The 21,795-nt window shown below is 72.1% G+C and carries 22 protein-coding genes; 8 read left to right on the forward strand and 14 right to left on the reverse strand.

Annotation, left to right across the window (positions count from 1 at the left end; genetic code table 11):
* Nucleotides 1-83: 83 nt before the first annotated feature.
* From ACZ7DE_RS04615 to ACZ7DE_RS04655, 9 genes are all read right to left on the reverse strand, one after another.
* Nucleotides 84-1,544, reverse strand: coding sequence for a sensor histidine kinase (locus tag ACZ7DE_RS04615; RefSeq protein WP_470758012.1), 1,461 nt, complete (start codon nucleotides 1,542-1,544; stop codon nucleotides 84-86).
* 19 nt (nucleotides 1,545-1,563) lie between these two features.
* Entirely contained in the window at nucleotides 1,564-2,277 is a 714-nt protein-coding gene (locus ACZ7DE_RS04620) for a response regulator transcription factor (RefSeq protein ID WP_470757807.1), read from the reverse strand.
* 62 nt (nucleotides 2,278-2,339) lie between these two features.
* Nucleotides 2,340-2,981, reverse strand: coding sequence for an FMN reductase (locus ACZ7DE_RS04625; RefSeq protein WP_470757809.1), 642 nt, complete (start codon nucleotides 2,979-2,981; stop codon nucleotides 2,340-2,342).
* Complete coding sequence (locus ACZ7DE_RS04630) at nucleotides 2,978-4,069, reverse strand: LLM class flavin-dependent oxidoreductase (protein WP_470757811.1); 1,092 nt, start codon at nucleotides 4,067-4,069, stop codon at nucleotides 2,978-2,980. Before ACZ7DE_RS04630 ends, ACZ7DE_RS04625 begins: the two co-directional genes overlap by 4 nt.
* A gap of 241 nt (nucleotides 4,070-4,310) precedes the next feature.
* Nucleotides 4,311-5,039, reverse strand: coding sequence for a TIGR03943 family putative permease subunit (locus tag ACZ7DE_RS04635; protein ID WP_470757813.1), 729 nt, complete (start codon nucleotides 5,037-5,039; stop codon nucleotides 4,311-4,313).
* Nucleotides 5,036-6,061, reverse strand: coding sequence for a permease (locus tag ACZ7DE_RS04640; RefSeq protein ID WP_470757815.1), 1,026 nt, complete (start codon nucleotides 6,059-6,061; stop codon nucleotides 5,036-5,038). Before ACZ7DE_RS04640 ends, ACZ7DE_RS04635 begins: the two co-directional genes overlap by 4 nt.
* Before the next feature lie 6 nt (nucleotides 6,062-6,067).
* Nucleotides 6,068-6,541: a MarR family winged helix-turn-helix transcriptional regulator gene (locus ACZ7DE_RS04645; protein ID WP_470757817.1), complete on the reverse strand. Its 474-nt coding sequence runs from the start codon at nucleotides 6,539-6,541 to the stop codon at nucleotides 6,068-6,070.
* Between the two features lie 171 nt (nucleotides 6,542-6,712).
* Nucleotides 6,713-7,186 carry a hypothetical protein gene (locus tag ACZ7DE_RS04650; protein WP_470757819.1) on the reverse strand — a complete coding sequence of 158 codons (474 nt, stop codon included), beginning with the start codon at nucleotides 7,184-7,186 and terminating at the stop codon, nucleotides 6,713-6,715.
* Between the two features lie 151 nt (nucleotides 7,187-7,337).
* On the reverse strand, nucleotides 7,338-7,775 hold the full coding sequence (locus ACZ7DE_RS04655; RefSeq protein WP_470757821.1) for an ester cyclase: 438 nt from the start codon (nucleotides 7,773-7,775) through the stop codon (nucleotides 7,338-7,340).
* Between the two features lie 149 nt (nucleotides 7,776-7,924).
* Here ACZ7DE_RS04655 and ACZ7DE_RS04660 point away from each other — a divergent pair, with 149 nt between their 5' ends.
* Together ACZ7DE_RS04660 and ACZ7DE_RS04665 are read left to right on the forward strand one after the other, a co-directional pair.
* Entirely contained in the window at nucleotides 7,925-8,701 is a 777-nt protein-coding gene (locus tag ACZ7DE_RS04660; protein WP_470757823.1) for an SDR family NAD(P)-dependent oxidoreductase, read from the forward strand.
* Entirely contained in the window at nucleotides 8,701-8,859 is a 159-nt protein-coding gene (locus ACZ7DE_RS04665; RefSeq protein ID WP_470757825.1) for a hypothetical protein, read from the forward strand. Before ACZ7DE_RS04660 ends, ACZ7DE_RS04665 begins: the two co-directional genes overlap by 1 nt.
* A gap of 28 nt (nucleotides 8,860-8,887) precedes the next feature.
* Here ACZ7DE_RS04665 and ACZ7DE_RS04670 read toward each other — a convergent pair whose 3' ends face one another.
* Both ACZ7DE_RS04670 and ACZ7DE_RS04675 read right to left on the reverse strand, forming a co-directional pair.
* Nucleotides 8,888-9,205, reverse strand: a complete 318-nt coding sequence (locus ACZ7DE_RS04670) for a hypothetical protein (RefSeq protein WP_470757827.1) — start codon at nucleotides 9,203-9,205, stop codon at nucleotides 8,888-8,890.
* Nucleotides 9,193-9,495 (reverse strand): hypothetical protein, encoded by a 303-nt coding sequence (locus tag ACZ7DE_RS04675; protein ID WP_470757829.1) that lies wholly within the window; start codon nucleotides 9,493-9,495, stop codon nucleotides 9,193-9,195. The genes ACZ7DE_RS04670 and ACZ7DE_RS04675 overlap by 13 nt, the downstream gene beginning before the upstream one ends.
* A 137-nt stretch (nucleotides 9,496-9,632) precedes the next feature.
* On the opposite strand from ACZ7DE_RS04675, the gene ACZ7DE_RS04680 reads away from it, so the two are divergent.
* A complete protein-coding gene (locus tag ACZ7DE_RS04680; protein ID WP_470757831.1) occupies nucleotides 9,633-10,889 on the forward strand; it encodes a tyrosine-protein phosphatase in 1,257 nt (418 codons plus the stop codon).
* Between the two features lie 50 nt (nucleotides 10,890-10,939).
* Here ACZ7DE_RS04680 and ACZ7DE_RS04685 read toward each other — a convergent pair whose 3' ends face one another.
* Nucleotides 10,940-12,133 carry an RtcB family protein gene (locus tag ACZ7DE_RS04685; RefSeq protein ID WP_470757833.1) on the reverse strand — a complete coding sequence of 398 codons (1,194 nt, stop codon included), beginning with the start codon at nucleotides 12,131-12,133 and terminating at the stop codon, nucleotides 10,940-10,942.
* A gap of 205 nt (nucleotides 12,134-12,338) precedes the next feature.
* On the opposite strand from ACZ7DE_RS04685, the gene ACZ7DE_RS04690 reads away from it, so the two are divergent.
* The 3 genes from ACZ7DE_RS04690 (at nucleotide 12,339) to ACZ7DE_RS04700 (ending at nucleotide 15,685) form a co-directional block, all read left to right on the forward strand.
* A complete protein-coding gene (locus ACZ7DE_RS04690) occupies nucleotides 12,339-13,190 on the forward strand; it encodes a DUF3558 domain-containing protein (protein ID WP_470757835.1) in 852 nt (283 codons plus the stop codon).
* 118 nt (nucleotides 13,191-13,308) lie between these two features.
* A complete protein-coding gene (locus ACZ7DE_RS04695) occupies nucleotides 13,309-14,280 on the forward strand; it encodes a DUF3558 domain-containing protein (RefSeq protein ID WP_470757837.1) in 972 nt (323 codons plus the stop codon).
* 76 nt (nucleotides 14,281-14,356) lie between these two features.
* Nucleotides 14,357-15,685 carry a DUF2637 domain-containing protein gene (locus ACZ7DE_RS04700; protein ID WP_470757838.1) on the forward strand — a complete coding sequence of 443 codons (1,329 nt, stop codon included), beginning with the start codon at nucleotides 14,357-14,359 and terminating at the stop codon, nucleotides 15,683-15,685.
* 98 nt (nucleotides 15,686-15,783) lie between these two features.
* Here ACZ7DE_RS04700 and lysS read toward each other — a convergent pair whose 3' ends face one another.
* Nucleotides 15,784-17,526, reverse strand: a complete 1,743-nt coding sequence (gene lysS, locus ACZ7DE_RS04705) for a lysine--tRNA ligase (RefSeq protein WP_470757840.1) — start codon at nucleotides 17,524-17,526, stop codon at nucleotides 15,784-15,786.
* Nucleotides 17,527-17,660: 134 nt separating this feature from the next.
* Between lysS and argS the strand changes: the two genes are divergently transcribed.
* Both argS and ACZ7DE_RS04715 read left to right on the forward strand, forming a co-directional pair.
* Nucleotides 17,661-19,418: an arginine--tRNA ligase gene (argS, locus tag ACZ7DE_RS04710; RefSeq protein WP_470757842.1), complete on the forward strand. Its 1,758-nt coding sequence runs from the start codon at nucleotides 17,661-17,663 to the stop codon at nucleotides 19,416-19,418.
* 261 nt (nucleotides 19,419-19,679) lie between these two features.
* Nucleotides 19,680-20,465 carry a DUF4253 domain-containing protein gene (locus ACZ7DE_RS04715; protein ID WP_470757843.1) on the forward strand — a complete coding sequence of 262 codons (786 nt, stop codon included), beginning with the start codon at nucleotides 19,680-19,682 and terminating at the stop codon, nucleotides 20,463-20,465.
* Nucleotides 20,466-20,492: 27 nt separating this feature from the next.
* Here ACZ7DE_RS04715 and ACZ7DE_RS04720 read toward each other — a convergent pair whose 3' ends face one another.
* Nucleotides 20,493-21,668, reverse strand: coding sequence for an aminotransferase-like domain-containing protein (locus ACZ7DE_RS04720; protein ID WP_470757845.1), 1,176 nt, complete (start codon nucleotides 21,666-21,668; stop codon nucleotides 20,493-20,495).
* Nucleotides 21,669-21,795 lie beyond the last annotated feature (127 nt).

The raw sequence follows: 21,795 nt of genomic DNA on the forward strand, positions 1-21,795 counted from the left end.
GGCGCCACCGGGGCCGCGCGAACGGCGTGGGCCGGGGCGCGCGCGTCGGGGCGAGGCGGGTCAGGCCGTCGGGCCGGGCCGGGTCAGCCTCGGGGGTTCCGGGGGCGGGCCTCGTCACGCGCGGTGTCCGGCTGGCCGCCGCGCGCCGTGAAGCCGATCACCGTGCCGCCGCCCGCGCGGCGGAACGCGAACGGGGCACCGCCGTGGGCCAGGGCCACCTCGCGGACGATCGACAGGCCGAGGCCGGAGCCGGGCAGGGAGCGGGCGTCGGCCGCCCGGTAGAAGCGGTCGAAGACGCGGGTCAGGTCGGCCTCCGCGATGCCGGGCCCCCGGTCGAGCACCTCGACGCGGACGACGCCGGGCCGGGCGGGCCCGGTGACGGCGATCTCGACGGGCGAGCGTCCGTCGCGGTCGAACTTGGTCGCGTTCTCCACGAGGTTGGACACCGCCCGCTGGAGCATCCCCGGCCGCCCGTGGACGGTGGTGTCGCCGCTCGCCCGGATCACGATCTGCCGCCCGGTGCGGCGCCGGGCCAGGCCCGCGACCTCCTCCGCGACGTCGGCGAGGTCCACTCTGCGCGGCGGTTCGGTGTCGGACTGGCCGGCCGCGAGGTCGACGAGCTCGTTGACCAGGTCGGTCAGCTCGCGGGCCTCCTGGGTCAGGTCCGCGACCAGTTCGTCACGGGTGTCCGGCGGCAGCTCGTCGATGCGGCGCAGCAGGCTGATGTTCGTCCGCAGCGACGTCAGGGGCGTGCGCAGTTCGTGCCCCGCGTCCTGGACGAGCCGCCGCTGGTCCTCCTCCGACTGGGCGAGCCGGCCCAGCATGCGGTCGAAGGCACGGCCGAGGCGGCCCACCTCGTCATGACCGGTGACCGGCACCTGGACGCCCAGCCGGCGGGTGCGGGCGACGTCCTCGGCGGCGGTGGTGAGGATCACCAGCCGGTGGGTGATGCGCCGGGCCAGCCACCAGCCGAACAGCCCGGCGGCCGTCACGACCGCGGTCATCAGGATCAGCGTGCGCTGCTGGAGCGCCCGCAGCAGGTCCTCGGTGTCGCTGAACTCCTGCGCCACCTGCACCGCGCCCCGGCCGCCGCCCAGGGAGACGGTCGCGATGCGGTAGACGTCGCTGCCGACGTCCACGTCCTTGTGCTCGGCCATCCGCCCGGCCGGCGAGGCGGCCGCGATCGCGCGGTCGGATGCCACGACCGGCAGGCCGGGGCTGCCGCCGTCCTCGACCGAGCCGTCCGGGCCGAGCACCTGCACGTCCGTGCGGGCGGGGCGCACGATGTCGTGGCCCGGCGCGACCGAGGAGAAGTCCTCCGGCGCCATCCGGTGGTCGCGCACCTCGTCCCGCAGGTCCTGCACGACCTCGTCGAACACCGACTCCTGGTCGACGCGGACCAGCCGGGCGGCCGCCGAGTACGACAGGACGCCGACGAGCACGGTGACGGCGGCGGTCACGGCCGCGAAGGACACCGCGAAGGTGGTGCGCAGCGACACCAGCTTCGGCCGCGGCCGGGACAGGGCCCGCCGCAGACGGCGCAGACGGCTCACGCCCGTGCCCTCAGTCCTCCCGCAGCACGTAACCCACCCCGCGCACGGTGTGGATCAGCTGCGGGGCGCCCGGCTGGTCGAGCTTGCGGCGCAGATAGCCGACGTAGACGGCGAGGTTCTTGGAACCGGGCCCGAAGTCGTAGCCCCAGATGCGGTCGTAGATCGTGGAGTGGTCCAGGACGATCCCGCCGTTGCGCACCAGCAGTTCCAGCAGCTCGAACTCGGTGCGGGTCAGCTCCAGCTCCCGCTCGCCCCGCCACGCCCGCCGCGCCTGCGGGTCCATCCGCAGCCCCGCCGCCTCCACGAACCGCTCGGGAAGCGGCTTCGGGGGCTCGGGCGCGGGCGCCGCGGCCTCCGACCCGGTCCGGCGCAGCAGCGCCCGCAGCCGGGCGAAGACCTCCTCGACGTCGAACGGCTTGACGACGTAGTCGTCGGCGCCCGCGTCCAGCCCGGCGATCCGGTCGGCGGTCTCCACGAGCGCGGTCAGCATCAGGATGGGCGTGCGGTCGCCCTCGGCGCGCAGCACCCGGCAGACCTGGAGGCCGTCGATCCCGGGCATCATCACGTCGAGGACGAGCACGTCCGGCGGGTTCTTGTGGGCCTGCGCCAGTGCCTCGACGCCGTCCGCGACAGCGGTGACCCGGTAACCCTCCAGGGCCAGGGCGCGTTCCAGGGCATGGCGGATGGCACGGTCGTCTTCGGCGAGCAGAACGGTGGGAGACACCCGCCCAGTCTGCCCTGGCCTCCGGCGGTTCGGCCGGACGGGCGGTGCCGGGGGCACCCTTCTTACTGGGCTCTCACCGTCCGGGCGGGCGTTCCCGCGCCCCCGGACGGGCCGGACCGCAGAGCCGCCAGCCGCTGCGCGAACGGCACGACCTCGAAGTCGTCCGTCGCCGGCTTCGCCTGCCGGGCCACCGACAGTCCGGTCATCAGCGCGGCCAGTTCCCCCGCCGCCCGCTCGATCCGCTCGGGCAGCCCCTGCGCGCCCCAGTCCTCCGAGGCCGCGTACACGGCGGTCGGCACGACGACGGCCCGCAGGTAGGAGAAGAGCGGCCGCAGCGCGTGCTCGAGGACGAGCGAGTGGCGGGCGCTGCCCCCGGTCGCGGCGATCAGCACCGGCTTGCCCGCCAGCGCGTCCTGGTCCAGCACGTCGAAGAACGACTTGAACAGACCGCTGTAGGAGGCGGAGAACACCGGCGTGACGACGACCAGCCCGTCCGCCGCCGTCACCGCCTCCAGCGCGGCGGCCAGCTTCCCGCCGGGGAAGCCGTTGGTGAGGTTGTGGGCGATCTCGACGGCGAGGTCGCGCACCTCCACGACCTGGACGTCGGCGGACGCCTGCCGCTCCACCGCCTGGGCCAGCCGGTCGGCCAGCAGGCGGGTCGACGACGGGACGCTCAGCCCCGCCGAGACGACGACGAGCTTCATGCCACGACCTCCCCGGCCTCCTTGCGCGCGAACAGCGACCCGTGCGTCGGCGCGTCGGGCACGTCGGCCGGCCGGCCGACGGCGAACTCCTTGCGCAGCACCGGCACGACCTCCTCGCCGAGCAGGTCGAGCTGCTCCAGCACGGTCTTCAGCGGCAGTCCCGCGTGGTCCAGGAGGAACAGCTGGCGCTGGTAGTCGCCCGCGTACTCGCGGAACTTCAGGGTCTTCTCGATGACCTGCTCGGGCGTGCCGACGGTCAGCGGGGTCTGGTCGGTGAAGTCCTCCAGGGACGGCCCGTGCCCGTAGACGGGCGCGTTGTCGAAGTACGGCCGGAACTCACGGACGGCGTCCTGCGAGTTCTTCCGCATGAACACCTGGCCGCCGAGGCCGACGATGGCCTGCTCGGGCGTGCCGTGCCCGTAGTGCGCGTACCGGGCCCGGTACAGCTCGACCATCCGCCGGGTGTGGTCGGCGGGCCAGAAGATGTTGTTGTGGAAGAAGCCGTCGCCGTAGAACGCGGCCTGCTCGGCGATCTCGGGCGAGCGGATGGACCCGTGCCAGACGAACGGCGGCACGTCGTCCAGCGGCCGGGGGGTGGAGGTGAACCCCTGCAGGGCGGTGCGGAACTTCCCCTCCCAGTCGACGACGTCCTCGCGCCACAGCCGGCGCAGCAGAGCGTAGTTCTCGACGGCGAGGTTGATGCCCTGCCGGATGTCCTGGCCGAACCAGGGGTAGACCGGGCCGGTGTTCCCGCGCCCCATCATCAGGTCCACGCGCCCGTCGGCCAGGTGCTGGAGCATCGCGAAGTCCTCCGCGATCTTCACCGGGTCGTTGGTGGTGATGAGGGTGGTGGAGGTGGAGAGGATCAGGTTCCGCGTCTGCGCGGCTATGTAGCCGAGCATCGTCGTCGGGGACGAGGGTACGAACGGCGGGTTGTGGTGCTCGCCGGTCGCGAAGACGTCGAGGCCGACCTCCTCGGCCTTCAGCGCGATGGCGACCATGGCCTTGATCCGCTCGCGCTCGGTCGGCGTACGGCCCGTGGTGGGGTCCGGCGTGACATCGCCGACGCTGAAGATCCCGAACTGCATGGTCGCTCAACCTCCAAAGTTGTTGACGGTTCAACTATACCCCTGCAACGACCCCCTCACGGTTTCTATTCCTGTCCCGTTCCCGGCCCGCCCGCGCCTCGCCCGCGGCCCGCCCGCGACGCCACCGGCGGGCTTACGGCGCGTCCCGTGCGATTACCGCGCGGCGCCTTCCGCGCGTCCGGCGCGCTGTCTCCGCACCGGAGGGGCCGGTCGGCCGGGTCCGGCGCTCCGGCGCCTCCGGTCAGCCGAGCGGCACCGCGTCCATGTACGCGTTGGACGGCTTGGGCACCGTCTCCACGCTCCGCGCGTCCACCGCCACGCCCGCCGACGACGTCCCCAGCACCCCACCCGGGTGCCACGTTCCGTCGACGGTCACCCAGGTGTCGGTCTTCGGCGCGGCCGCCCCGTAGACCCGCACCTTCAGCGTCGTCGAGTCCGCCGCGCAGCAGCTGATGAGGATCCGGGTGAGATACCAGCTGTCCGCGTCGGCGGGCGTCACGAACCCGGTCATCCGAACCGTGCGCCCCTTCACGGCCCGCGAGCGGTCCTGCTGCACCCGCTGGGTGAACTCGGTGAGCGTGATCGGAAGCGGCGAGGTCGCCGGCAGCGGATCGAAGTCGTCCTCCTGCACCGCGACGGCCTTGGCCGGCTCCCGGGAGGCGGTGTACGAGCCGAGCGCGGGCGGGGCGTAGAAGAGCAGGCTCAGCACCGGCAGGAACAGCAGCCAGGCCACCCGCGGCACACCGGAGTGGTCATGACCGTGATCGTCGCCGTGCTCCTCGTGCCCTTCCGCCGGGGGCGAAGCCCACGCCTCGGCCACCCCCAGCCCGATCAGCAGCGCCCCCGAGGCGACCAGCAGCGGCCGCATCCCCTCCTTCACGAACCGCAGGTACTCGTCCGTGAAGAGCGAGGTGTGCAACAACCCCAGCCCCGCCAGCACCAGCAGCCCCACCTGCGCGAACCGCTTCACAGGAGCACCCCTCCGATCACCGCGCTGCACACCACCGCGACCACGGCGGTGGCCGCGGAGAACCGCACCGCGAAGGCCCGCCCGAAGGTCCCCGCCTGCAGGGCGATCAGCTTCAGGTCGACCATCGGCCCCACCACCATGAACGCCAGCCGCGCCACCGGCGAGAACCCGCTGAGCGACGCCGCCACGAACGCGTCCGCCTCGCTGCACACCGCCAGCACGATCGCCAGCGCCGCGAGGAACAGCACCGACAGCCACGGCGAGCCGGAGAACGTGTCCAGCACGGACTGCGGCACCGCCACGTTGAAGGTCGCCGCCGCCATCGCCCCCACCACCAGGAAACCCCCGGCGTGCAGGAAGTCGTGCTGGAAACCGCGCCGGAACTCCGTCCAGCGACTGTGCCCGGGCCGGTGCCCGGTGTGCCGCAGCACCGGCCGCAGCCACTCCTCGCGGCCCAGCCACAGCCACAGCCAGCCCATCGCCGCCGCCGTCACCAGCGAGGCCGCCAGCCGGGCCAGCACCATCTCGGGACTGCCGGGAAACGCGACCGCCGTCGCCGTCAGCACCACCGGGTTCACGGCCGGGGCGGAGAGCAGGAACGCGAAGGCCGCCGCGGGAGTCACCCCGCGCCCGATCAGACTGCTCGCCACCGGCACCGACGCGCACTCGCACCCCGGCAGCACCACCCCCGCCATCCCGGCCACCGGCACCGCCAGCGCCGCCCGCTTGGGCAGCAGCCGGCTGAAGACGCTCGCCGGCACGAACGCGTTGATGGCGCCCGACAAGGCCGTTCCCAGCAGCAGGAACGGCAGCGCCTGGACCGTCACCGCCAGACACACCGTCCGCCACGCCTGGACCGCAGGCTCCTCCAGCGACCGCCCCACCAGCACCAGCACCGCGCCCGGCAGCAGGGCCGCGCCCAGCAGCGTCAGCGGCCAGTGCCGCGGCAGCCCACGCCCCGCGCCGGCGCCCCGCGCCCCCTCGGCCGCCGTCGCGGCCGGCCGTATCTCCGTCTCCTGCATCCGCCCCTAGACCCGGCCTTCCCGCAACCGCACGACCTGCTCCGCGCCGAACTCGACCGTCCGCCGCATGTGCCGGACGATCACCGCGAGTTCGGCGTCCGCGAGATCCTCGAAGAGCGGCATCCAGTCGCCGCCCAGCCGCTCCCACATCCGCCCGAACTCCGCGACGCGCTCCGGCACCGTCGCCACCAGCACCCGCCGCCGGTCGGCCGCGTCCCGCTCCCGGACCACGTAGCCCGCCTTCTCCAACCGGTCCACCAGCCGGGTGGCCGACCCGGTGGTCAGTCCCGTCAGCTCGGCGACCCGGCCCGTCGTCACCGGCTCCCGTTCCAGCGCCAGCAGGTTCAGACATTGCAGGTCCGTGGGGTGCAGCCCGAGCCGGTCGGCGAGAGCCTGGTTGAACAGGGCATAGGCGGCCACGTACCGGCGGGAGACCACGGACAGCTCGTCCAGCAGCCGCGACCGCACGTTCCCGGACATCGCACCCCTTCACCGGCGCCTCCGTCAGCGCCGTCCGCGCATCGTACGACGCACGCGCCCCACGACGGCCGGAACAAACCGGCCGGCCGGAAGCACCGCACGGTCAGGAGCGGCGGACGGCCGGAAGCCGTCGACGATCAGGAGCGGCGGACGGCCGGAAGCGGTGGACGGTCAGAAGAAGTACGCGTCCCCGGTGTCCAGCACCAGCACCTGCTGCCGGTCGTTGGACCGGTTACGGTCGACCGCCCCGCCGCCCCACGCCGTGTCCACGTCCATCGTCACCTCCGTCGGCCGCCCGCGCAGCCACACCCGCAGCGCGATCAGCTCCCCCAGCCCGTCCGCGGGCAGCGCCCCCGTCCGGCACACCACCTCCTGCCGCCCCGTCCGCGCACAACCCACCGGCAACCGCTGCTCCCCCGCCGCCAACGGCGCCGACCAGCGCAGCCGCACGGTCGAGTCGGGGACGTCACCCGGCCCGTGATTGCGCGGAGTCAGCCGCACGTCGACCCGGCCCCCGTCCATCACGGCGGACCCGTGGTACGACAGGTCGGCCTCGGTCGCCTCCCCCGCCGCGCGGGCGGGCGAGACGCCCACCCCCACCGCCAGCACGGCACCCCACACCGCGACGCCCCGCATCCTGCGCATGCCACCACTCCTCGATCGGAAACCGCCCGGGCTCTGTGCAGGGGATGTATCCCACGCCGGACGCCCGGCCAGCGCCCTCCAACAGGTGACAGCGCACCGCCGCGCGCGGCTGCGGCCGCACCGCGCGCTCGTCCCGCTCCTCCTCGGGCGGTCAGACCGGCTCCTCCGGCAGCAGCCCCAGCTGGCCCAGGAACTCCAGCTCGTCGAAGTACAGCCGGTAGTCGACGATCCGTCCGTCCTCGTCGACCGTGGCCAGGTCCACCCCGCGGATCCTGACCTCCTTCTGCGTGGCGGGCAGCGAGTCACCCGACGGCAGCTCGATCGGCCCCGTGTTGCGACCGCTGAAGAAGCCCTCGTCGATGGCCGTGTTGCCGATCTCGTACGCGTGCACCGACTCGAACGAGCCGTCCGGAACGGCCTCCGTCATCCGCCGCCAGTACTCGACGATGTCGTCGCGCCCGTGCATCTCTCCGCCGTCGGACGTGAATGCCACCGCGTCCTCGGCGAAGAGCTCGCCGAGGACCCGCAGGTCGGACTTCGACGTCACCGCCTCCGTGAGCCGGTCCATGACCTCGCGCGCCTGTCCCATGGTCCACCTCCGGGAACGGGAGGATCACCCCTCTCATCGTCCCACCGGGCCCCCGCCCGCGCCGCCCGCAAGGTGAGACCGCCGCCCGGCCGTACACCCCGCCCGCCTATCCTGACTGCACCGATCCGCCGCCGTCCGAGGAGCAGCCCATGGCCCCCGCCGCACCGTCCGCCGCCTCCCGCATCGCCGTCGTCACGGGTGCGAGCAGCGGAATCGGCGCCGCCACCGCCCGGCAACTCGCCGCGGCCGGCTACCGGGTGGTCCTCACGGCCCGCCGCAAGGACCGCATCGAGGCCCTCGCCGAGGAGATCACGCAGTCGGGCGGCTCGGCGACCGCGTACCAGCTGGACGTGACGGACCGCGCGGCGGTCGACGAGTTCGCGACGGCCTTCGGGACGATCGGCGTGCTGGTCAACAACGCGGGCGGCGCACTCGGCGCCGACCCCGTCGCCACCGGCGACCCCGCCGACTGGCGCACCATGTACGAGACGAACGTCCTCGGCACCCTCAACGTCACCCAGGCCCTCCTGCCAAAGCTCGTCGCGAGCGGCGACGGCACGGTGGTCGTCGTCTCCTCCACGGCCGGCCTCGGCACGTACGAGGGCGGCGCGGGCTACGTCGCCGCCAAGCACGGCGCCCACGTCCTGGCCGAGACCCTCCGCCTGGAGATCGTCGGCCAACCCGTCCGCGTCATCGAGATCGCCCCGGGCATGGTCAAGACCGACGAGTTCGCCCTCACCCGCTTCGGCGGCGACAAGGACAGGGCTGCCAAGGTCTACGAAGGCGTCGCCGAACCCCTCACCGCGTCGGACGTGGCCGAGACGATCGCCTGGGCCGTCACCCGCCCCAGCCACGTCAACGTCGACCTCCTCGTCCTGCGCCCCCGCGCCCAGGCGTCGAACACCAAGGTCCACCGGGAGCTGTGATGTCCGAGGAGGAGCAGGAGGCGAGATCGCTCGAACAGCGCCGCCTGATCCAGGAAACGAAGAACGAACGCCACATGTGGGTCTTCCTGGCCTACTTCCTCTTCGGCATCCACATCGTGGCGTTCGTCATGATCTACGCGGTCCGGCACGCGAAGTAGGGCCCGCCCCGGGCGCGCCGCCCGGGGGCTACGGCCCCTTGCAGTCCGGGTCGTCGACGACGACGGCGTTCGCCGGGACGATCACGATCTCGGCGTCGCCGTCGCCGTCGCTCTCGGCGTGGACGTCCCGGGTCGTCACGTAGCCCCGCTTCCCGGCGCCGACGCACTTGGTGGCCAGGTTCCCGAACCCGTCGGGCATGTTGAACACCTCGGCGGGCGTGTCGTCCCCCGCCTTCCCCTGCACCGGAGCGTCGGCCTTGCCCCGCTCGTCGTAGTACTCCTGCGCACATCCGCCGAGCAGCAGAGCGAGGCCGAGCGCGCAGCCGACCGCCGTCAGCCGCCGCACGTCTTGTCCTCGACGATCTGCACGTTGGACGGGCCCGTCGCGTTGGTCGTCACATACGCCCGGAACCCGTGCCCCACGCACTTCGTGGCCAGGTTCCCGAACCCGTCGGGCATGTTGAACACCTCGGCGGGCGTGTCGTCCCCCGCCTTCCCCTGCACCGGAGCGTCCCCCTTGCCCCGCTCGTCCTCGTACTCCTGGGAACAGCCGGCGAGCGACCCGACGGCCAGCAGCACCAGCCCCGCGCCCCAGACGGCCGCACGTCCCCGCCCACGCCAACGCCCACGCACCATCGCAGAACCCCCGTGTTCCTGTGTCCCGTGTTCCTGCGTCACGTCGCTTTCGCATCCCCGTTCGAGAACACCCGAACGCTCACCTGAAGACACCGCGGTGCCCCGCCCGGTTCCCACCGCGCCGTAAGGTCCTGCCCGTGGACAGACACATACCGTTCGAGACGCTGCACAACTTCCGCGACCTGGGCGGATACCAGACCGGCACCGGCCACCGGATCCGTCCGGGCCTTCTGTTCCGCGCGGACTCGCTCGGCAGACTGCGACCGGACACCCCGGACTGGAACCGCTTCCTCGCCCTGGACGTCCGCACGGTCGTGGACCTGCGTCACCCCTGGGAGGCGGAGTCGAGAGGCCGGATCCCCCAGCACGACTCCTTCGCGTACCACAACCTCAGCATCGAGCACCGGCCCTACAACCAGGCGGCGTTGACGCCGGAGGTAGACCCCGGCCCCTACCTCAGCGCCCGCTACATGGAGGTGGCCGAGGACGGCACGAAGGAGATCGCGACCGCGCTGCGGCTGGTGGCCGACGCCCGGGAAGCCCTGGTGTTCCACTGCGCCTCCGGCAAGGACCGCACCGGCCAGCTCGCCGCACTGGTCCTCGCCCTCCTCGGCGTCCCGGACGAGACGGTCGTCGAGGACTTCACCCTGACCGAACTGGCGACCCCGGCCCTGCTGGCCGACTGGCGGAACCGCAACGAGGGCCGCTCCCCGGCCTGGCCGGCCTTCGGCCGCGCCCCCGCAGCCGTGATGCGCCTGTTCCTGGCGGCCCTGCGCGCCCGCTACGGCTCGGTCGAGGGGTATGTGACGCAGGCCCTGGGCCTCGACGCGGACACCCTGTCAGCCACCCTGCGCGCCCGCCTCCTCGAACCCCTCCCCACCGCCTGGCCGGAGCCGGCCTATCGCAGGGCGACCCCCCGGGACGCCCCCCTCCTCGTCCGCCTGCGGGACACGGCGGCCCTGTGGCAACTGGCCCGGGGCATCGAGCAATGGCGGCCGGGCGAGAAGGCCGAGGCCCACTTCGTCGACCGCATGCGCGAGGGCGAGGTCTGGCTGGCGCACACGGGCACGACCCTGACCGGCGCCTTCGAACTCTGGTGGGACGACCCGGCGGCCTGGGGCCCCCGCCCGCCCGAGGCCGGCTACATCCACCGCCTGATGACGACCCCCCACACGTCGCCACCGGGCACGGGCAGCAGGATGCTGGCACAGGCCGAGTCCCGCATCGCCGCGACCGGCCGCCCCTACGCCCGCCTGGACTGCCTCTCCTCCAACCCCCGTCTGCGCGCCTACTACGAGTCGGCGGGCTACACGGTCGTCGGCGAACAGCCCGCCAAGGAAGACGGATCGGGCAGCCCCTACGCGGTGACCCTGCTGGAGAAACGGCTCGTGTGAACCCGCTCTTGCGAACGGAGTGAGGCCCCCGCTCCCGGGGGCCTCGTCCGTCAGCCCTTCACGCAGACGACCTGCTTCAGCTTCGCCACGACCTCGACCAGGTCCCGCTGCTGGTCGATGACCTGCTCGATCGGCTTGTAGGCCCCCGGGATTTCGTCCACGACGCCGGAGTCCTTGCGGCACTCCACGCCCCGGGTCTGGTCCTCCAGGTCCTTCGTCGAGAAGCGACGCTTGGCCGCGGTGCGGCTCATGCGCCGACCCGCGCCGTGCGAGGCCGAGTTGAACGCCTTGTCGTTGCCGAGGCCCTTGACGATGTACGAGCCCGTGCCCATCGAGCCCGGGATGATGCCGTACTCGCCGGAACCGGCCCGAATCGCGCCCTTGCGGGTGACCAACAGGTCCATCCCCTCATAACGCTCTTCCGCCACATAGTTGTGGTGGCAGGAGATCTCGGACTCGAACGTCGGCTTGGCCTTCTTGAACTCCTTGCGGATCACGTCCTTCAGGAGCGCCATCATCATGGTGCGGTTGTACTTGGCGTACTCCTGCGCCCAGAACAGGTCGTTGCGGTAGGCCGCCATCTGCGGGGTGTCCGCGATGAACACCGCGAGGTCACGGTCGACCAGCCCCTGGTTGTGCGGGAGCTTCTGCGCCAGCCCGATGTGGAATTCCGCGAGTTCCTTGCCGATGTTCCGGGAGCCGGAGTGCAGCATCAGCCAGACGGAACCGGTGGAATCGGTGCATACCTCGACGAAGTGATTCCCGCTTCCCAGCGTTCCCATCTGCTTCACGGCCCGTTCCTCACGGAACTTGACCGCCTCCGCGATCCCGTCGAACCGTCCCCAGAAGTCGTCCCACCCCCCGGTGGCCAGCCCGTGGAAGCGGCCCGGCTCGACGGGGGTGTCGTGCATCCCGCGGCCCACCGGGATCGCCTGCTCGATCTTCGAGCGCAGCCGCGACAGGTCGCCGGGCAGGTCGTTCGCCGTCAGCGACGTCCTGACCGCCGACATCCCGCACCCGATGTCCACCCCCACGGCCGCGGGACACACGGCCCCCTGCATCGCGATGACCGAGCCGACCGTCGCGCCCTTGCCGTAGTGGACGTCCGGCATGACCGCCAGGCCCTTGATCCACGGCAGGGTCGCGACGTTGCGCAGCTGCTGCAGCGCGCCCTCCTCGACCGACGCCGGATCGGTCCACATACGGATGGGCACCTTCGCGCCCGACATCTCCACGTACGACATATCGTCCTCGTTCCCCCGGAATCACTGCAAAAGTCATAAGTCGCAAAACCGGTGCCAAGGTCGTCGAAACTGGACGGCGGACCGGCATCCACGGTGTCGCGTGCGATACACATTGTCTGCAGGGGCCGCCCCCGTCCGGCAAGCGAATAACCAGCACGGACACCGGCCCGACGAACTTGAGGCGAACCGTCGAGAGGAGCCGACCGTGCAGCGGAAGGCGTACGTACCCGGCGTCGTGGCGCTCCTCGCGGCGCTGCTGGCCGGCTGCACCGGCGGCTCCGACGACGGCGGTCCCACGGACAACTCCAACCCCGGCGACGCCGGCACGGCCACCTCGGCCGCGGAGCCCGGCAGGTACACCACGCTGCCGGAGGCGTGCGGCGTGGTGAACCGCTCCACGCTCGACTCCCTCCTCCCCGGCGTCAAACAGCTCGCCGACGAGACGCAGCGCGAGACGGCGTACGCGGGCGACGCGACGCTGACGTACGACACGGACCGCAAGGTGGGCTGCCGTTGGAAGGTGGAGTCGGCGGACGCCACCGACCATCTCCTCGTCGACTTCGAGCGGGTCGTCTCCTACGACAACGCGGTGAGCGACGACGCGCAGGCCGAGGCGCTCTTCGCCAGGAAGGTGACGGCGGCCGACCTCCCGGTGCCGGTCCCCTCCGGGACGACCGGGTCGGCCACCGGATCCGCCTCCCCCTCCACGAGCGCGAGCCCCTCGGCGACGGGGTCCGGGCCGGCGTCCCTCTCCCCCTCCGCCACCCCCTCTTCCTCTCCTTCGGCCGCGGCTTCGTCCACCGTTCCCCCCGCCGAGCTCCAGCCCCGTCTGCTGGACGACCTGGGCGACGAGGCGTTCGTCGACGACGCGCTCAGCAGTTCCGGTTCGACGGCCAAGCAGCGCACGGTGACTGTGGCGTTCCTCACGTCGAACGTCATTGTGACCATCGAGTACGAGGAGCAGCCTGCGACGGTCGGCGTGGTGCCGGACAGCAAGGAAATGCAGGACAAGGCCCGGAAACTGGCCGCGCAACTGGTCGACTCCCTGTCCGGCTGAGGCCACTTCGGCCTGGTCCGTGCCCGGTCCGCGAAGGCTTCGAAGCGGAACCGCACAGCTTCTTCACCGCGTACCGTGGCCCCTCGGACCCGATCCGACCGCAGGAACCACGAGCGTCATGAGTGAAGGAACCATGCAGCGACGAGCCCAGCGAGACGGCCAGTTTGACCAGCGTGAGCAGCGTGACGAGCGAGCGAGGCGTGCCGGAGGGCTGAACCGCCTCCTCGCCGCGGCGGTGACCGTCCCGGTGATGCTGATCGCCGCGGGCTGCTCCTCGGACTCCGGCTCCGGCTCCGGTGACGACGCGAAGGACACCAGCGCCTCCAGCGGCTCGGGCGCGGACTCGGCGGCGAGCGCCGCGCCGACCGTGCAGGCCGCGGCGTACCAGAAGCTGCCGGAGGCGTGTGCGGTGGTGACGAAGAAGACGCTGACCGAGCTGGTGCCGAAGGGGGCGGGCTCCGGCAAGGAGGGCACGTCCAGCGACACCGGTGCGCGGGCGAGCTGCTCCTGGTCGAGCCTGGCCAACAACGGTGTGAAGGGCTCGCAGTTCCGCTGGCTGAACGTGTCGCTGCTGCGTTTCGAGTCGGACGCGACGACGGGCGACGGCGAGTCGCAGGCGAAGACGTACTACGCGAAGCAGGTCAAGGACGCCCAGGCGGTGTCGGGCGCGAAGAACACCAAGGCGACGCCGGTCGCCGCGACGGGCGACGAGGCGACGCTGGTCCGGTACGACCTGAAGAAGTCGGAAGGCGCGTTCAAGCAGCAGACGGTCGTGGCGCGAGTGGAGAACGTCGTCGTCACGCTGGACTACAACGGCGCCGGCCTGGCCGGTGACAAGGCGCCGAGCGCGGACGCTCTGACGAAGTCCGCGGAGAAGGCCGCCAAGGAGGCCGTGGACGCGATCCGCTCGGCCAACGGCGAGGGCGGCAAGGGAAGTTCGGACACCTCGGACAACGGCCCCGCCCCCTCGAAGTCCCCCTCGTCGACGGCGAGGGCGACGCCCTCCACGTCGTCGTCGGCGGCTCCGTCGGCGTCGGCCTCCAAGGCGGACGCGGCCGCTCCGAAGGCGTCCGCCTCCGCCAAGCGCTGACAGTCCGGCACCACGTGCACCGCACACATGTGCCACCCTGTTGCGCGCAAGAACACGCAAGGGGAGGGGAGTACGGGTGGCCGCGCCAATACAGCTGACCCGGATGCACCGCGTTCTCATCGGCGTGGTCGTGACCGGCGCCGTGATCATCGCCGGCATCGGCTTCGCCGGTTCGTACGCGGCCGTCCGTGAGCTGGCCCTCGAGAAGGGCTTCGGGAACTTCTCGTATGTGTTCCCGATCGGCATCGACGCGGGCATCTGCGTCCTGCTGGCCCTGGATCTGCTGCTGACGTGGATCCGCATCCCCTTCCCGCTGCTGCGCCAGACGGCGTGGCTGCTGACGGCGGCGACGATCGCCTTCAACGGCGCGGCTGCCTGGCCGGACCCGCTGGGCACGGGCATGCACGCGGTGATCCCGATCCTGTTCGTGGTGTCCGTCGAGGCGGCCCGGCACGCGATCGGCCGGATCGCGGACATCACGGCGGACAAGCACATGGAGGGCGTGCGCCTGACGCGCTGGCTGCTCTCCCCGGTGCCCACCTTCCTGCTCTGGCGCCGGATGAAACTGTGGGAACTGCGCTCCTACGACCAGGTGATCAAGCTGGAGCAGGAACGTCTCGTCTACCAGGCGAGGCTGCGTTCCCGCTTCGGCCGCGCCTGGCGCCGCAAGGCTCCGGTGGAGTCCCTGATGCCGCTTCGGCTGGCCCGTTACGGCGTCCCGCTGGCGGAGACGGCCCCGGCGGGCCTGGCGGCCGCGGGCATAGAACCGGCCCTGCTGCCCCCGATGCCGACGCAGGCGCAGTCGCCTCAGGACCGGCCCCAGGGGCAGGCTCTCGCGGCCCAGCAGGAGCTGCAGGAGCTGGCGGCGGGCCCGGTGCCGCACCAGCGGCGGCCGCAGCAGGGCCTGCCGGTGCAGCAGCAGTCGCAGGTCCGGCAGCAGGCCCGGCAGGCGGAGCCGCCTCCCGAGGACGACCAGAGCCCCTGGTTCCAGTCCCCGCACGAGGTGCAGTACCAGGGCGGCTACGACCCCACCTACGACCCCTCGGAGCAGTACGCCCAGTGGTACGAGGAGCAGCAGCAGGCCGAGCAGTACGCGGACCAGTACCAGGAGGAGCCCCCGGCGCAGGAGCCCTCTCCGGAGGAGACGGGTTCGTTCCCCATCCCGGTGGTCCCGGGCCGCAGCCGCGAGCTCGGTGAGGGCGGCGGCAGTCCGGAGCCGACCGAGGAGGACTACTACCTGGTCTTCAAGAAGTCGATCGACGGCAGCTACCCGACCTCGGGCCAGCTCAGGAACGACGTGGAGGCCACGTACGGCGTCACGCTCCCGCAGCGTGAGGCCGACCGCATGGTCAACCGTTTCACCAACCGCCACACGGCGGAGCTGCAGGACGACCACATCGCGTAGGACTGTCCGGCGGACGGCCGCCGCCACGAGGCTCGTCGACCCGGAAGGGGGCGCCCGGTGCTGAACACCGGGCGCCCCCTTCCGTCGTCCGACCCGGGCTACTCCCCGAGCAGGGCCCGCACCCGCTCCTGGCCCACCGCCAGCAGCAGCGTGGGCAGCCGCGGGCCGGTGTCACGGCCGACGAGCAGGTGGTAGAGCAGCGCGAAGAACGTCCGCTGGGCGGTCTTGATCTCCGGCGGCAGCTCCTTGGGCGTGGCGTCGGCGGAGAACCCGGCCTGCACCTTCGGGACGCCGTAGACCAGATGCGTCAGCCCGTCCAGCGACCAGTGGTCGGCGAGCCCGTCGAGCAGCAGCCGCAGGGACTGCTGGGACGCCTCGTCGAGCGACTTCAGCAGCTCGGCGTCCGGCTCCTCGCGCACGATGGTGCGCTGGTCGGCGGGGACGTGGCGGTTGATCCACGCCTCGGCCTTGTCGAAGCGCGGCCGGGCCTCGTCCAGGGCCCCGATCGGGTTCTCGGGGTCCAGCTCGCTCAGGATCCGCAGCGCCTGGTCCTGGTGGCCGGCGGTGATGTCGGCGACGGAGGCCAGCGTCCGGTACGGCAGCGGCCGCGGAGTGCGCGGCAGCTCGCCGCCCGCCGTGCGCACCGCACGCGAGTGCGCGGCGATGTCCGCCGGCAGGGCGGAGCCGTCGGCGACCTTGGCGTCCAGCTTGTCCCACTCGTCGTAGAGCCGCTGGATCTCCTGGTCGAAGGCGATCTTGAAGGACTGGTTGGGGCGGCGGCGGGCGTAGAGCCAGCGCAGGATCTGCGGCTCCATGATCTTCAGCGCGTCGCCCGGGGTGGGCACCCCGCCCTTGGAGGAGGACATCTTGGCCATGCCGCTGATGCCGACGAACGCGTACATCGGCCCGATGGGCTGCTCGCCGCCGAAGATGCCGACGATCTGGCCGCCGACCTGGAAGCTCGATCCGGGGGACGAGTGGTCGACGCCGGAGGGCTCGAAGACGACGCCCTCGTAGGCCCAGCGCATCGGCCAGTCGACCTTCCAGACCAGCTTGCCGCGGTTGAACTCGTTGAGCCGCACGGTCTCGGCGAAGCCGCAGGCGGTGCAGGCGTAGGACAGCTCGGTGGTGTCGTCGACGTACGAGGTGACCGTGGTCAGGTCCTTCTCGCAGTTGCCGCAGTAGGGCTTGTACGGGAAGTAGCCGGCGCCGCCGGAGGAGCCGTCGTCCTCGCTCGCCGCGCCGGAGCCCTCGGCGGCCTCCAGTTCGGCCTCGTCGACGGGCTTCTGCTGCTGCTTCTTCGCCGGGGCCTTCTTGGTGCGGTACTGGTCGAGGATCGCGTCGATGTCACCGCGGTGCCGGACGGCGTGCAGGATCTGCTCGCGGTAGACGCCGGAGGTGTACTGCGCGGTCTGGCTGATCCCGTCGAACTCCACGCCGAGCTCGGCCAGCGACTCGGTCATCGCGGCCTTGAAGTGCTCCGCCCAGTTCGGGTGGGCCGAGCCCTGCGGCGCCGGGACGGACGTCAGCGGCTTGCCGATGTGCTCGGCCCAGGACTCGTCGACCCCGGCGATGCCGGCCGGCACCTTGCGGTAGCGGTCGTAGTCGTCCCAGGAGATCAGGTGGCGGACCTGGCGGCCGCGGCGGCGGATCTCGTCGGCGACGAGGTGCGGGGTCATGACCTCGCGGAGGTTGCCGAGGTGGATGGGGCCGGAGGGGGAGAGTCCGGACGCGACGACCACAGGTTTGCCCGGGGCCCGACGCTCCGACTCCTCGATGACCTCATCCGCGAAACGGGAGACCCAGTCGGTGGTCTCGGTGCTCTGAGCCACGATCGGCACGTCCTCTTGGTTCTGGAGCCTTTGATGGGAGTCTCCATACTCCCAGACCACCCCGCGCGGGCGAAAACCGCTTTACCCCCCATGGGATACTGGCCGTGTCCAACCAATCCACGAGGAGAACGGCACCCACTCCTATGGCCTCGGTCACCTCCCTCAGTCGCTCCGTCGAACAGCACCTGGCGTCCGCCATCTCCGCCACCCTGCCGGAGGCCTCCGCGGACCCGCTGCTGCGACGAAGCGACCGGGCCGACTTCCAGGCCAACGGCATCCTCGCGCTCGCCAAGAAGGCGAAGGCGAACCCGCGGGAGCTGGCGACGCAGGTCGTGGCGAACGTGGTGACCGGTGACGTGATCAAGGAGATCGAGGTCTCGGGCCCCGGCTTCCTGAACGTCACGCTCACCGACAGGGCGATCACCGAGAACCTCGCGGCGCGGTACGCGGACCCGGAGCGCCTCGGCGTGCCCCACTCCCCGCAGCCGGGCACGACGGTCATCGACTACGCCCAGCCGAACGTGGCGAAGGAGATGCACGTCGGCCATCTGCGGTCGGCGGTCATCGGCGACGCGACGGTGCAGATCCTGGAGTTCACCGGCGAGAACGTGGTCCGCCGCCACCACATCGGCGACTGGGGCACCCAGTTCGGCATGCTCATCCAGTACCTGGACGAGCACCCGCACGAGCTGGACCACAAGGAGTCCCGGGTCAGCGGCGAGGAGGCGATGTCGAACCTCGACCGCCTCTACAAGACGGCCCGCAAGCTGTTCGACTCCGACGAGGAGTTCAAGACGAGGGCCCGCCGCCGGGTGGTCGACCTCCAGGCCGGCGACCCGCACACGCTCGCCATCTGGCAGAAGTTCGTCGACGAGTCGAAGATCTACTTCTTCTCCGTCTTCGAGAAGCTGGACATGGAGATCCGCGACGAGGACATCGTCGGCGAGTCGGGCTACAACGACATGCTGGCGGAGACCTGCCGGCTGCTGGAGGAGTCGGGCGTGGCGGTCCGCTCGGAGGGCGCGCTGTGCGTGTTCTTCGAGGACGTCAAGGGCCCGGACGGCAACCCGGTCCCGCTGATCGTGCAGAAGTCGGACGGCGGCTACGGCTACGCGGCGACCGACCTGTCGGCGATCCGTGACCGCGTCTTCAACATCAAGGCGGACACGCTCCTCTACGTCGTCGACGCCCGTCAGTCGCTGCACTTCAAGATGGTCTTCGAGACCGCGCGCAGGGCCGGCTGGCTGAACGAGGACGTCAAGGCGCACCAGTTGGCCTTCGGCACGGTCCTCGGCAAGGACGGCAAGCCGTTCAAGACGCGTGCGGGCGAGACCGTACGGCTGGTGGACCTGCTGGACGAGGCGATCGACCGCGCGTCCGCCGTCGTACGGGAGAAGGCGCAGGACCTGTCCGAGGAGGAGATCGCCGAGCGGGGCGCCCAGGTGGGCGTCGGTGCGGTGAAGTACGCGGACCTGTCGACGTCGGCGAACCGGGACTACAAGTTCGACCTGGACCAGATGGTCTCGCTGAACGGCGACACCTCGGTCTATCTCCAGTACGCGTACGCCCGTATCCGGTCGATCCTGCGCAAGGCCGGGGAGGTGCGCCCCTGCGCCCACCCGGAGCTCGAACTGGCCGCGGCCGAGCGGGCGTTGGGCCTGCACGTGGACGCCTTCGCGGAGACGGTGGCGGAGGCCGGGGCGGAGTACGCGCCGCACAAGCTGGCCGGCTACCTGTACCAGCTGGCCTCGCTGTACACGTCGTTCTACGACAAGTGCCCGGTACTGAAGGCCGAGACGCCGCAGCAGGTGGAGAACCGCCTGTTCCTGTGCGACGTGACGGCGCGGACCCTGCACAAGGGCATGGCGCTGCTCGGCATCAGGACGCCCGAGCGGCTCTGAGCGCCCCGGACACCCGCAGGACGTGCGCGGCCCGTCCTCTCCCCCGCAGGCGGGAGAGGACGGGCCGCGTCCTTCGCCGGGCTCAGCAGAAGGGCAGGCCGTTGTAGTCCCAGAACGCGGCCAGTGCAGCGAGCCGGACCCGGCTCGACCAGCCCAGCGGGCCGGACGCCTGAACCGAGCCCGACGGGCCCGCCGGGGCCGATCCGGTGATCGGCTTGAGGGCGCGGTGCGTTGTCAGTGCCTGGCCGTACAGTCACCGGCATGGCGACTCTTCCCAACCCGCTGCCCAAGCTCGCGTCCGACCCGAGTGGGCGTTCCCTCGGGCTGCAACTCCCGCCCGGAAGGCTGATCGACACCACCGACGAGGGGCCGTGGCACGAGCCGTTGCTGTGGCATGCGCAGCGTCCGGCCGCGCCGGGCAACTGGAGCGCGCTCGGGGGAACTTCGGGACGGGCGGGGCTCCTTGCCGTGCTCGTCGACCTGGGCGGGCCCCAAGGCGGCCCCGGGGCATGGGAGTTGATGCCCGCGCAGATGTCGTACCCGGGCGATCACGACGCCGAGGACGTCCTCGTGGAGTACTGGGAGGAGTGCGCGGCGACCGGTGAGGAGTGGCCCGGTCTGGCCGGCGGACTCACCCTCGCCTCCGATCCGGACGCGCGCGCCGCGCAGGTCGCCGACTCCCTGGCCGACGGGACCCGTTCCTGGTTCGCCGCCCCGCACCTCGCCCTGGTCCCGGCGCGCCGCAGCGCGGACGTCCCCGCGGCCCTCGGCTGGACGGGCCCGGCCAACCACGAGAACGACACCGCCCGGCTGTGCGCGGTCCTGCGTTCCTGGGAGGACCGCTTCGGCATACGGGTCGTCGGACTCGGCTTCGACGTGCTCGTGCTCTCCGTCGCCGCCCCGCCCGCCACGTCCGCCGAGGCGACGGCCGTGGCCGCGGAGCACTTCGCGTTCTGCCCGGACAACGTCCTGCAGGGCCCGGGGGACCTGGCGGCCTACGCCGAGCAGCTCATCGGCGAGCACACGTGGTGCTTCTGGTGGGACTGACCGAGTCCGCGAGGCCGCGTTCTCCCCTCACCCCGTGAGCCCCCGCCGCAGCCTGCGCAGCCCCTCCCCGATCTCCTGCGGCGTCTGCGTCACGAAGCACAGCCGCAGCGTCGAGCGGTCGGGGTCGCCGGCGTAGAAGGGCGCGCCGGGGACGTACGCCACGTCCCGTGCGACGACCTGCGGAAGCAGGGCCGTGGTGTCGTAGGACTCGGGGAGGCGGGCCCAGAGGAACATGCCGCCCTCGGGCCGGTTCCACACCGACCCCTCCGGCAGTGCCTCCCCCAGCCCCGCCAGCATGGCGTCCCGTCGCTCCCGGTAGACGGCCGCCACCCGCGCCACGTGCGCGTCGAGGTCCTCGACGGCGAGGTAGCGGGCCGCGGCGAGCTGGTTGACGGTCGGCGTGTGCAGGTCGGCCGCCTGCTTGGCGACGGCGCAGGCCCGCCGCAACCGGGCGGGAGCCCGCAGCCAGCCGAGCCGTATGCCGGGAGCCATGACCTTGGAGAAGGAACCGAGCAGCACCGTCCGGTCGCCGGCCCCGGGGTGGGCGGCGATCCAGGGCAGGCGCTCGCCCTCGTAGCGCAGTTCGCCGTAGGGGTCGTCCTCGACGATCCACAGCCCGTGCCGGGCGGCGACGGCCGCGACGGCGGCGCGCCGCTCGGCGGGAAGCGTACGTCCGGTCGGGTTCTGGAAGGTGGGGACGGTGTACAGGAGCTTGGGCCGCTCCCGGACCACCAGGCGCGCGAGCGCCTCCGGGTCCGGGCCGTCGGCATCGCCGGGCACGGGAAGGATCCGCGCGCCCGCCAGGCCGAAGACCTGCAGCGCGGCCAGGTAGCAGGGGGCCTCGACGAGGACGGTGTCGCCGGGGTCGAGAAGAGCGGCCGCCAGCAGGGACAGCGCCTGCTGGGAACCCGTGGTGACGATGAGGTCGTCGGCGGCCGTGGGCAGTCCGCGGGCCGTCGTCCGCGCGGCCAGCCGCTCCCGCAGCCCCGGCTCGCCCTCGGTCGTGGAGTACTGCAGGGCCTGGGCCGGGGCCTCCTCCAGCACGTGCCGGAACGCGGCGGCCACGCCCTCGCGGTCGAACAGCTCGGGTGCGGGGAGCCCGCCCGCGAAGTTGATCACCTCGGGGCGGGCGGTGACGGCGAGGATGTCCCGCACGGGCGAGCCCCCGACCGACCGGGCGCGGGCGGCGAGCGGCGGAGGCACGGCAGCCGGTGCGGATGCGGACCCGAAGGCGGATGCGGGCCCGAAGGCGGATGCGGGCCCGAAGGCGGATGCGGGCCCGGATGCGGCGGCGGGCCCGGATGCGGCGGCGGGCCCGGATGCGGGCCTG

This window comes from Streptomyces sp. NPDC037083 (assembly GCF_055606485.1).

Excerpts from the sequence above, each read along its gene's own strand:
- ACZ7DE_RS04650 (WP_470757819.1), bottom strand. The coding sequence starts at position 7,186 with ATGCGCAGGATGCGGGGCGTCGCGGTGTGGGGTGCCGTGCTGGCGGTG.
- argS (WP_470757842.1), top strand. The coding sequence starts at position 17,661 with ATGGCCTCGGTCACCTCCCTCAGTCGCTCCGTCGAACAGCACCTGGCG.
- ACZ7DE_RS04645 (WP_470757817.1), bottom strand. The coding sequence starts at position 6,541 with ATGTCCGGGAACGTGCGGTCGCGGCTGCTGGACGAGCTGTCCGTGGTC.
- ACZ7DE_RS04655 (WP_470757821.1), bottom strand. The coding sequence starts at position 7,775 with ATGGGACAGGCGCGCGAGGTCATGGACCGGCTCACGGAGGCGGTGACG.
- ACZ7DE_RS04625 (WP_470757809.1), bottom strand. The coding sequence starts at position 2,981 with ATGAAGCTCGTCGTCGTCTCGGCGGGGCTGAGCGTCCCGTCGTCGACC.
- ACZ7DE_RS04715 (WP_470757843.1), top strand. The coding sequence starts at position 19,680 with ATGGCGACTCTTCCCAACCCGCTGCCCAAGCTCGCGTCCGACCCGAGT.
- ACZ7DE_RS04630 (WP_470757811.1), bottom strand. The coding sequence starts at position 4,069 with ATGCAGTTCGGGATCTTCAGCGTCGGCGATGTCACGCCGGACCCCACC.
- ACZ7DE_RS04695 (WP_470757837.1), top strand. The coding sequence starts at position 13,309 with ATGAGTGAAGGAACCATGCAGCGACGAGCCCAGCGAGACGGCCAGTTT.
- ACZ7DE_RS04640 (WP_470757815.1), bottom strand. The coding sequence starts at position 6,061 with ATGCAGGAGACGGAGATACGGCCGGCCGCGACGGCGGCCGAGGGGGCG.
- ACZ7DE_RS04665 (WP_470757825.1), top strand. The coding sequence starts at position 8,701 with ATGTCCGAGGAGGAGCAGGAGGCGAGATCGCTCGAACAGCGCCGCCTG.
- ACZ7DE_RS04685 (WP_470757833.1), bottom strand. The coding sequence starts at position 12,133 with ATGTCGTACGTGGAGATGTCGGGCGCGAAGGTGCCCATCCGTATGTGG.
- ACZ7DE_RS04675 (WP_470757829.1), bottom strand. The coding sequence starts at position 9,495 with ATGGTGCGTGGGCGTTGGCGTGGGCGGGGACGTGCGGCCGTCTGGGGC.
- ACZ7DE_RS04660 (WP_470757823.1), top strand. The coding sequence starts at position 7,925 with ATGGCCCCCGCCGCACCGTCCGCCGCCTCCCGCATCGCCGTCGTCACG.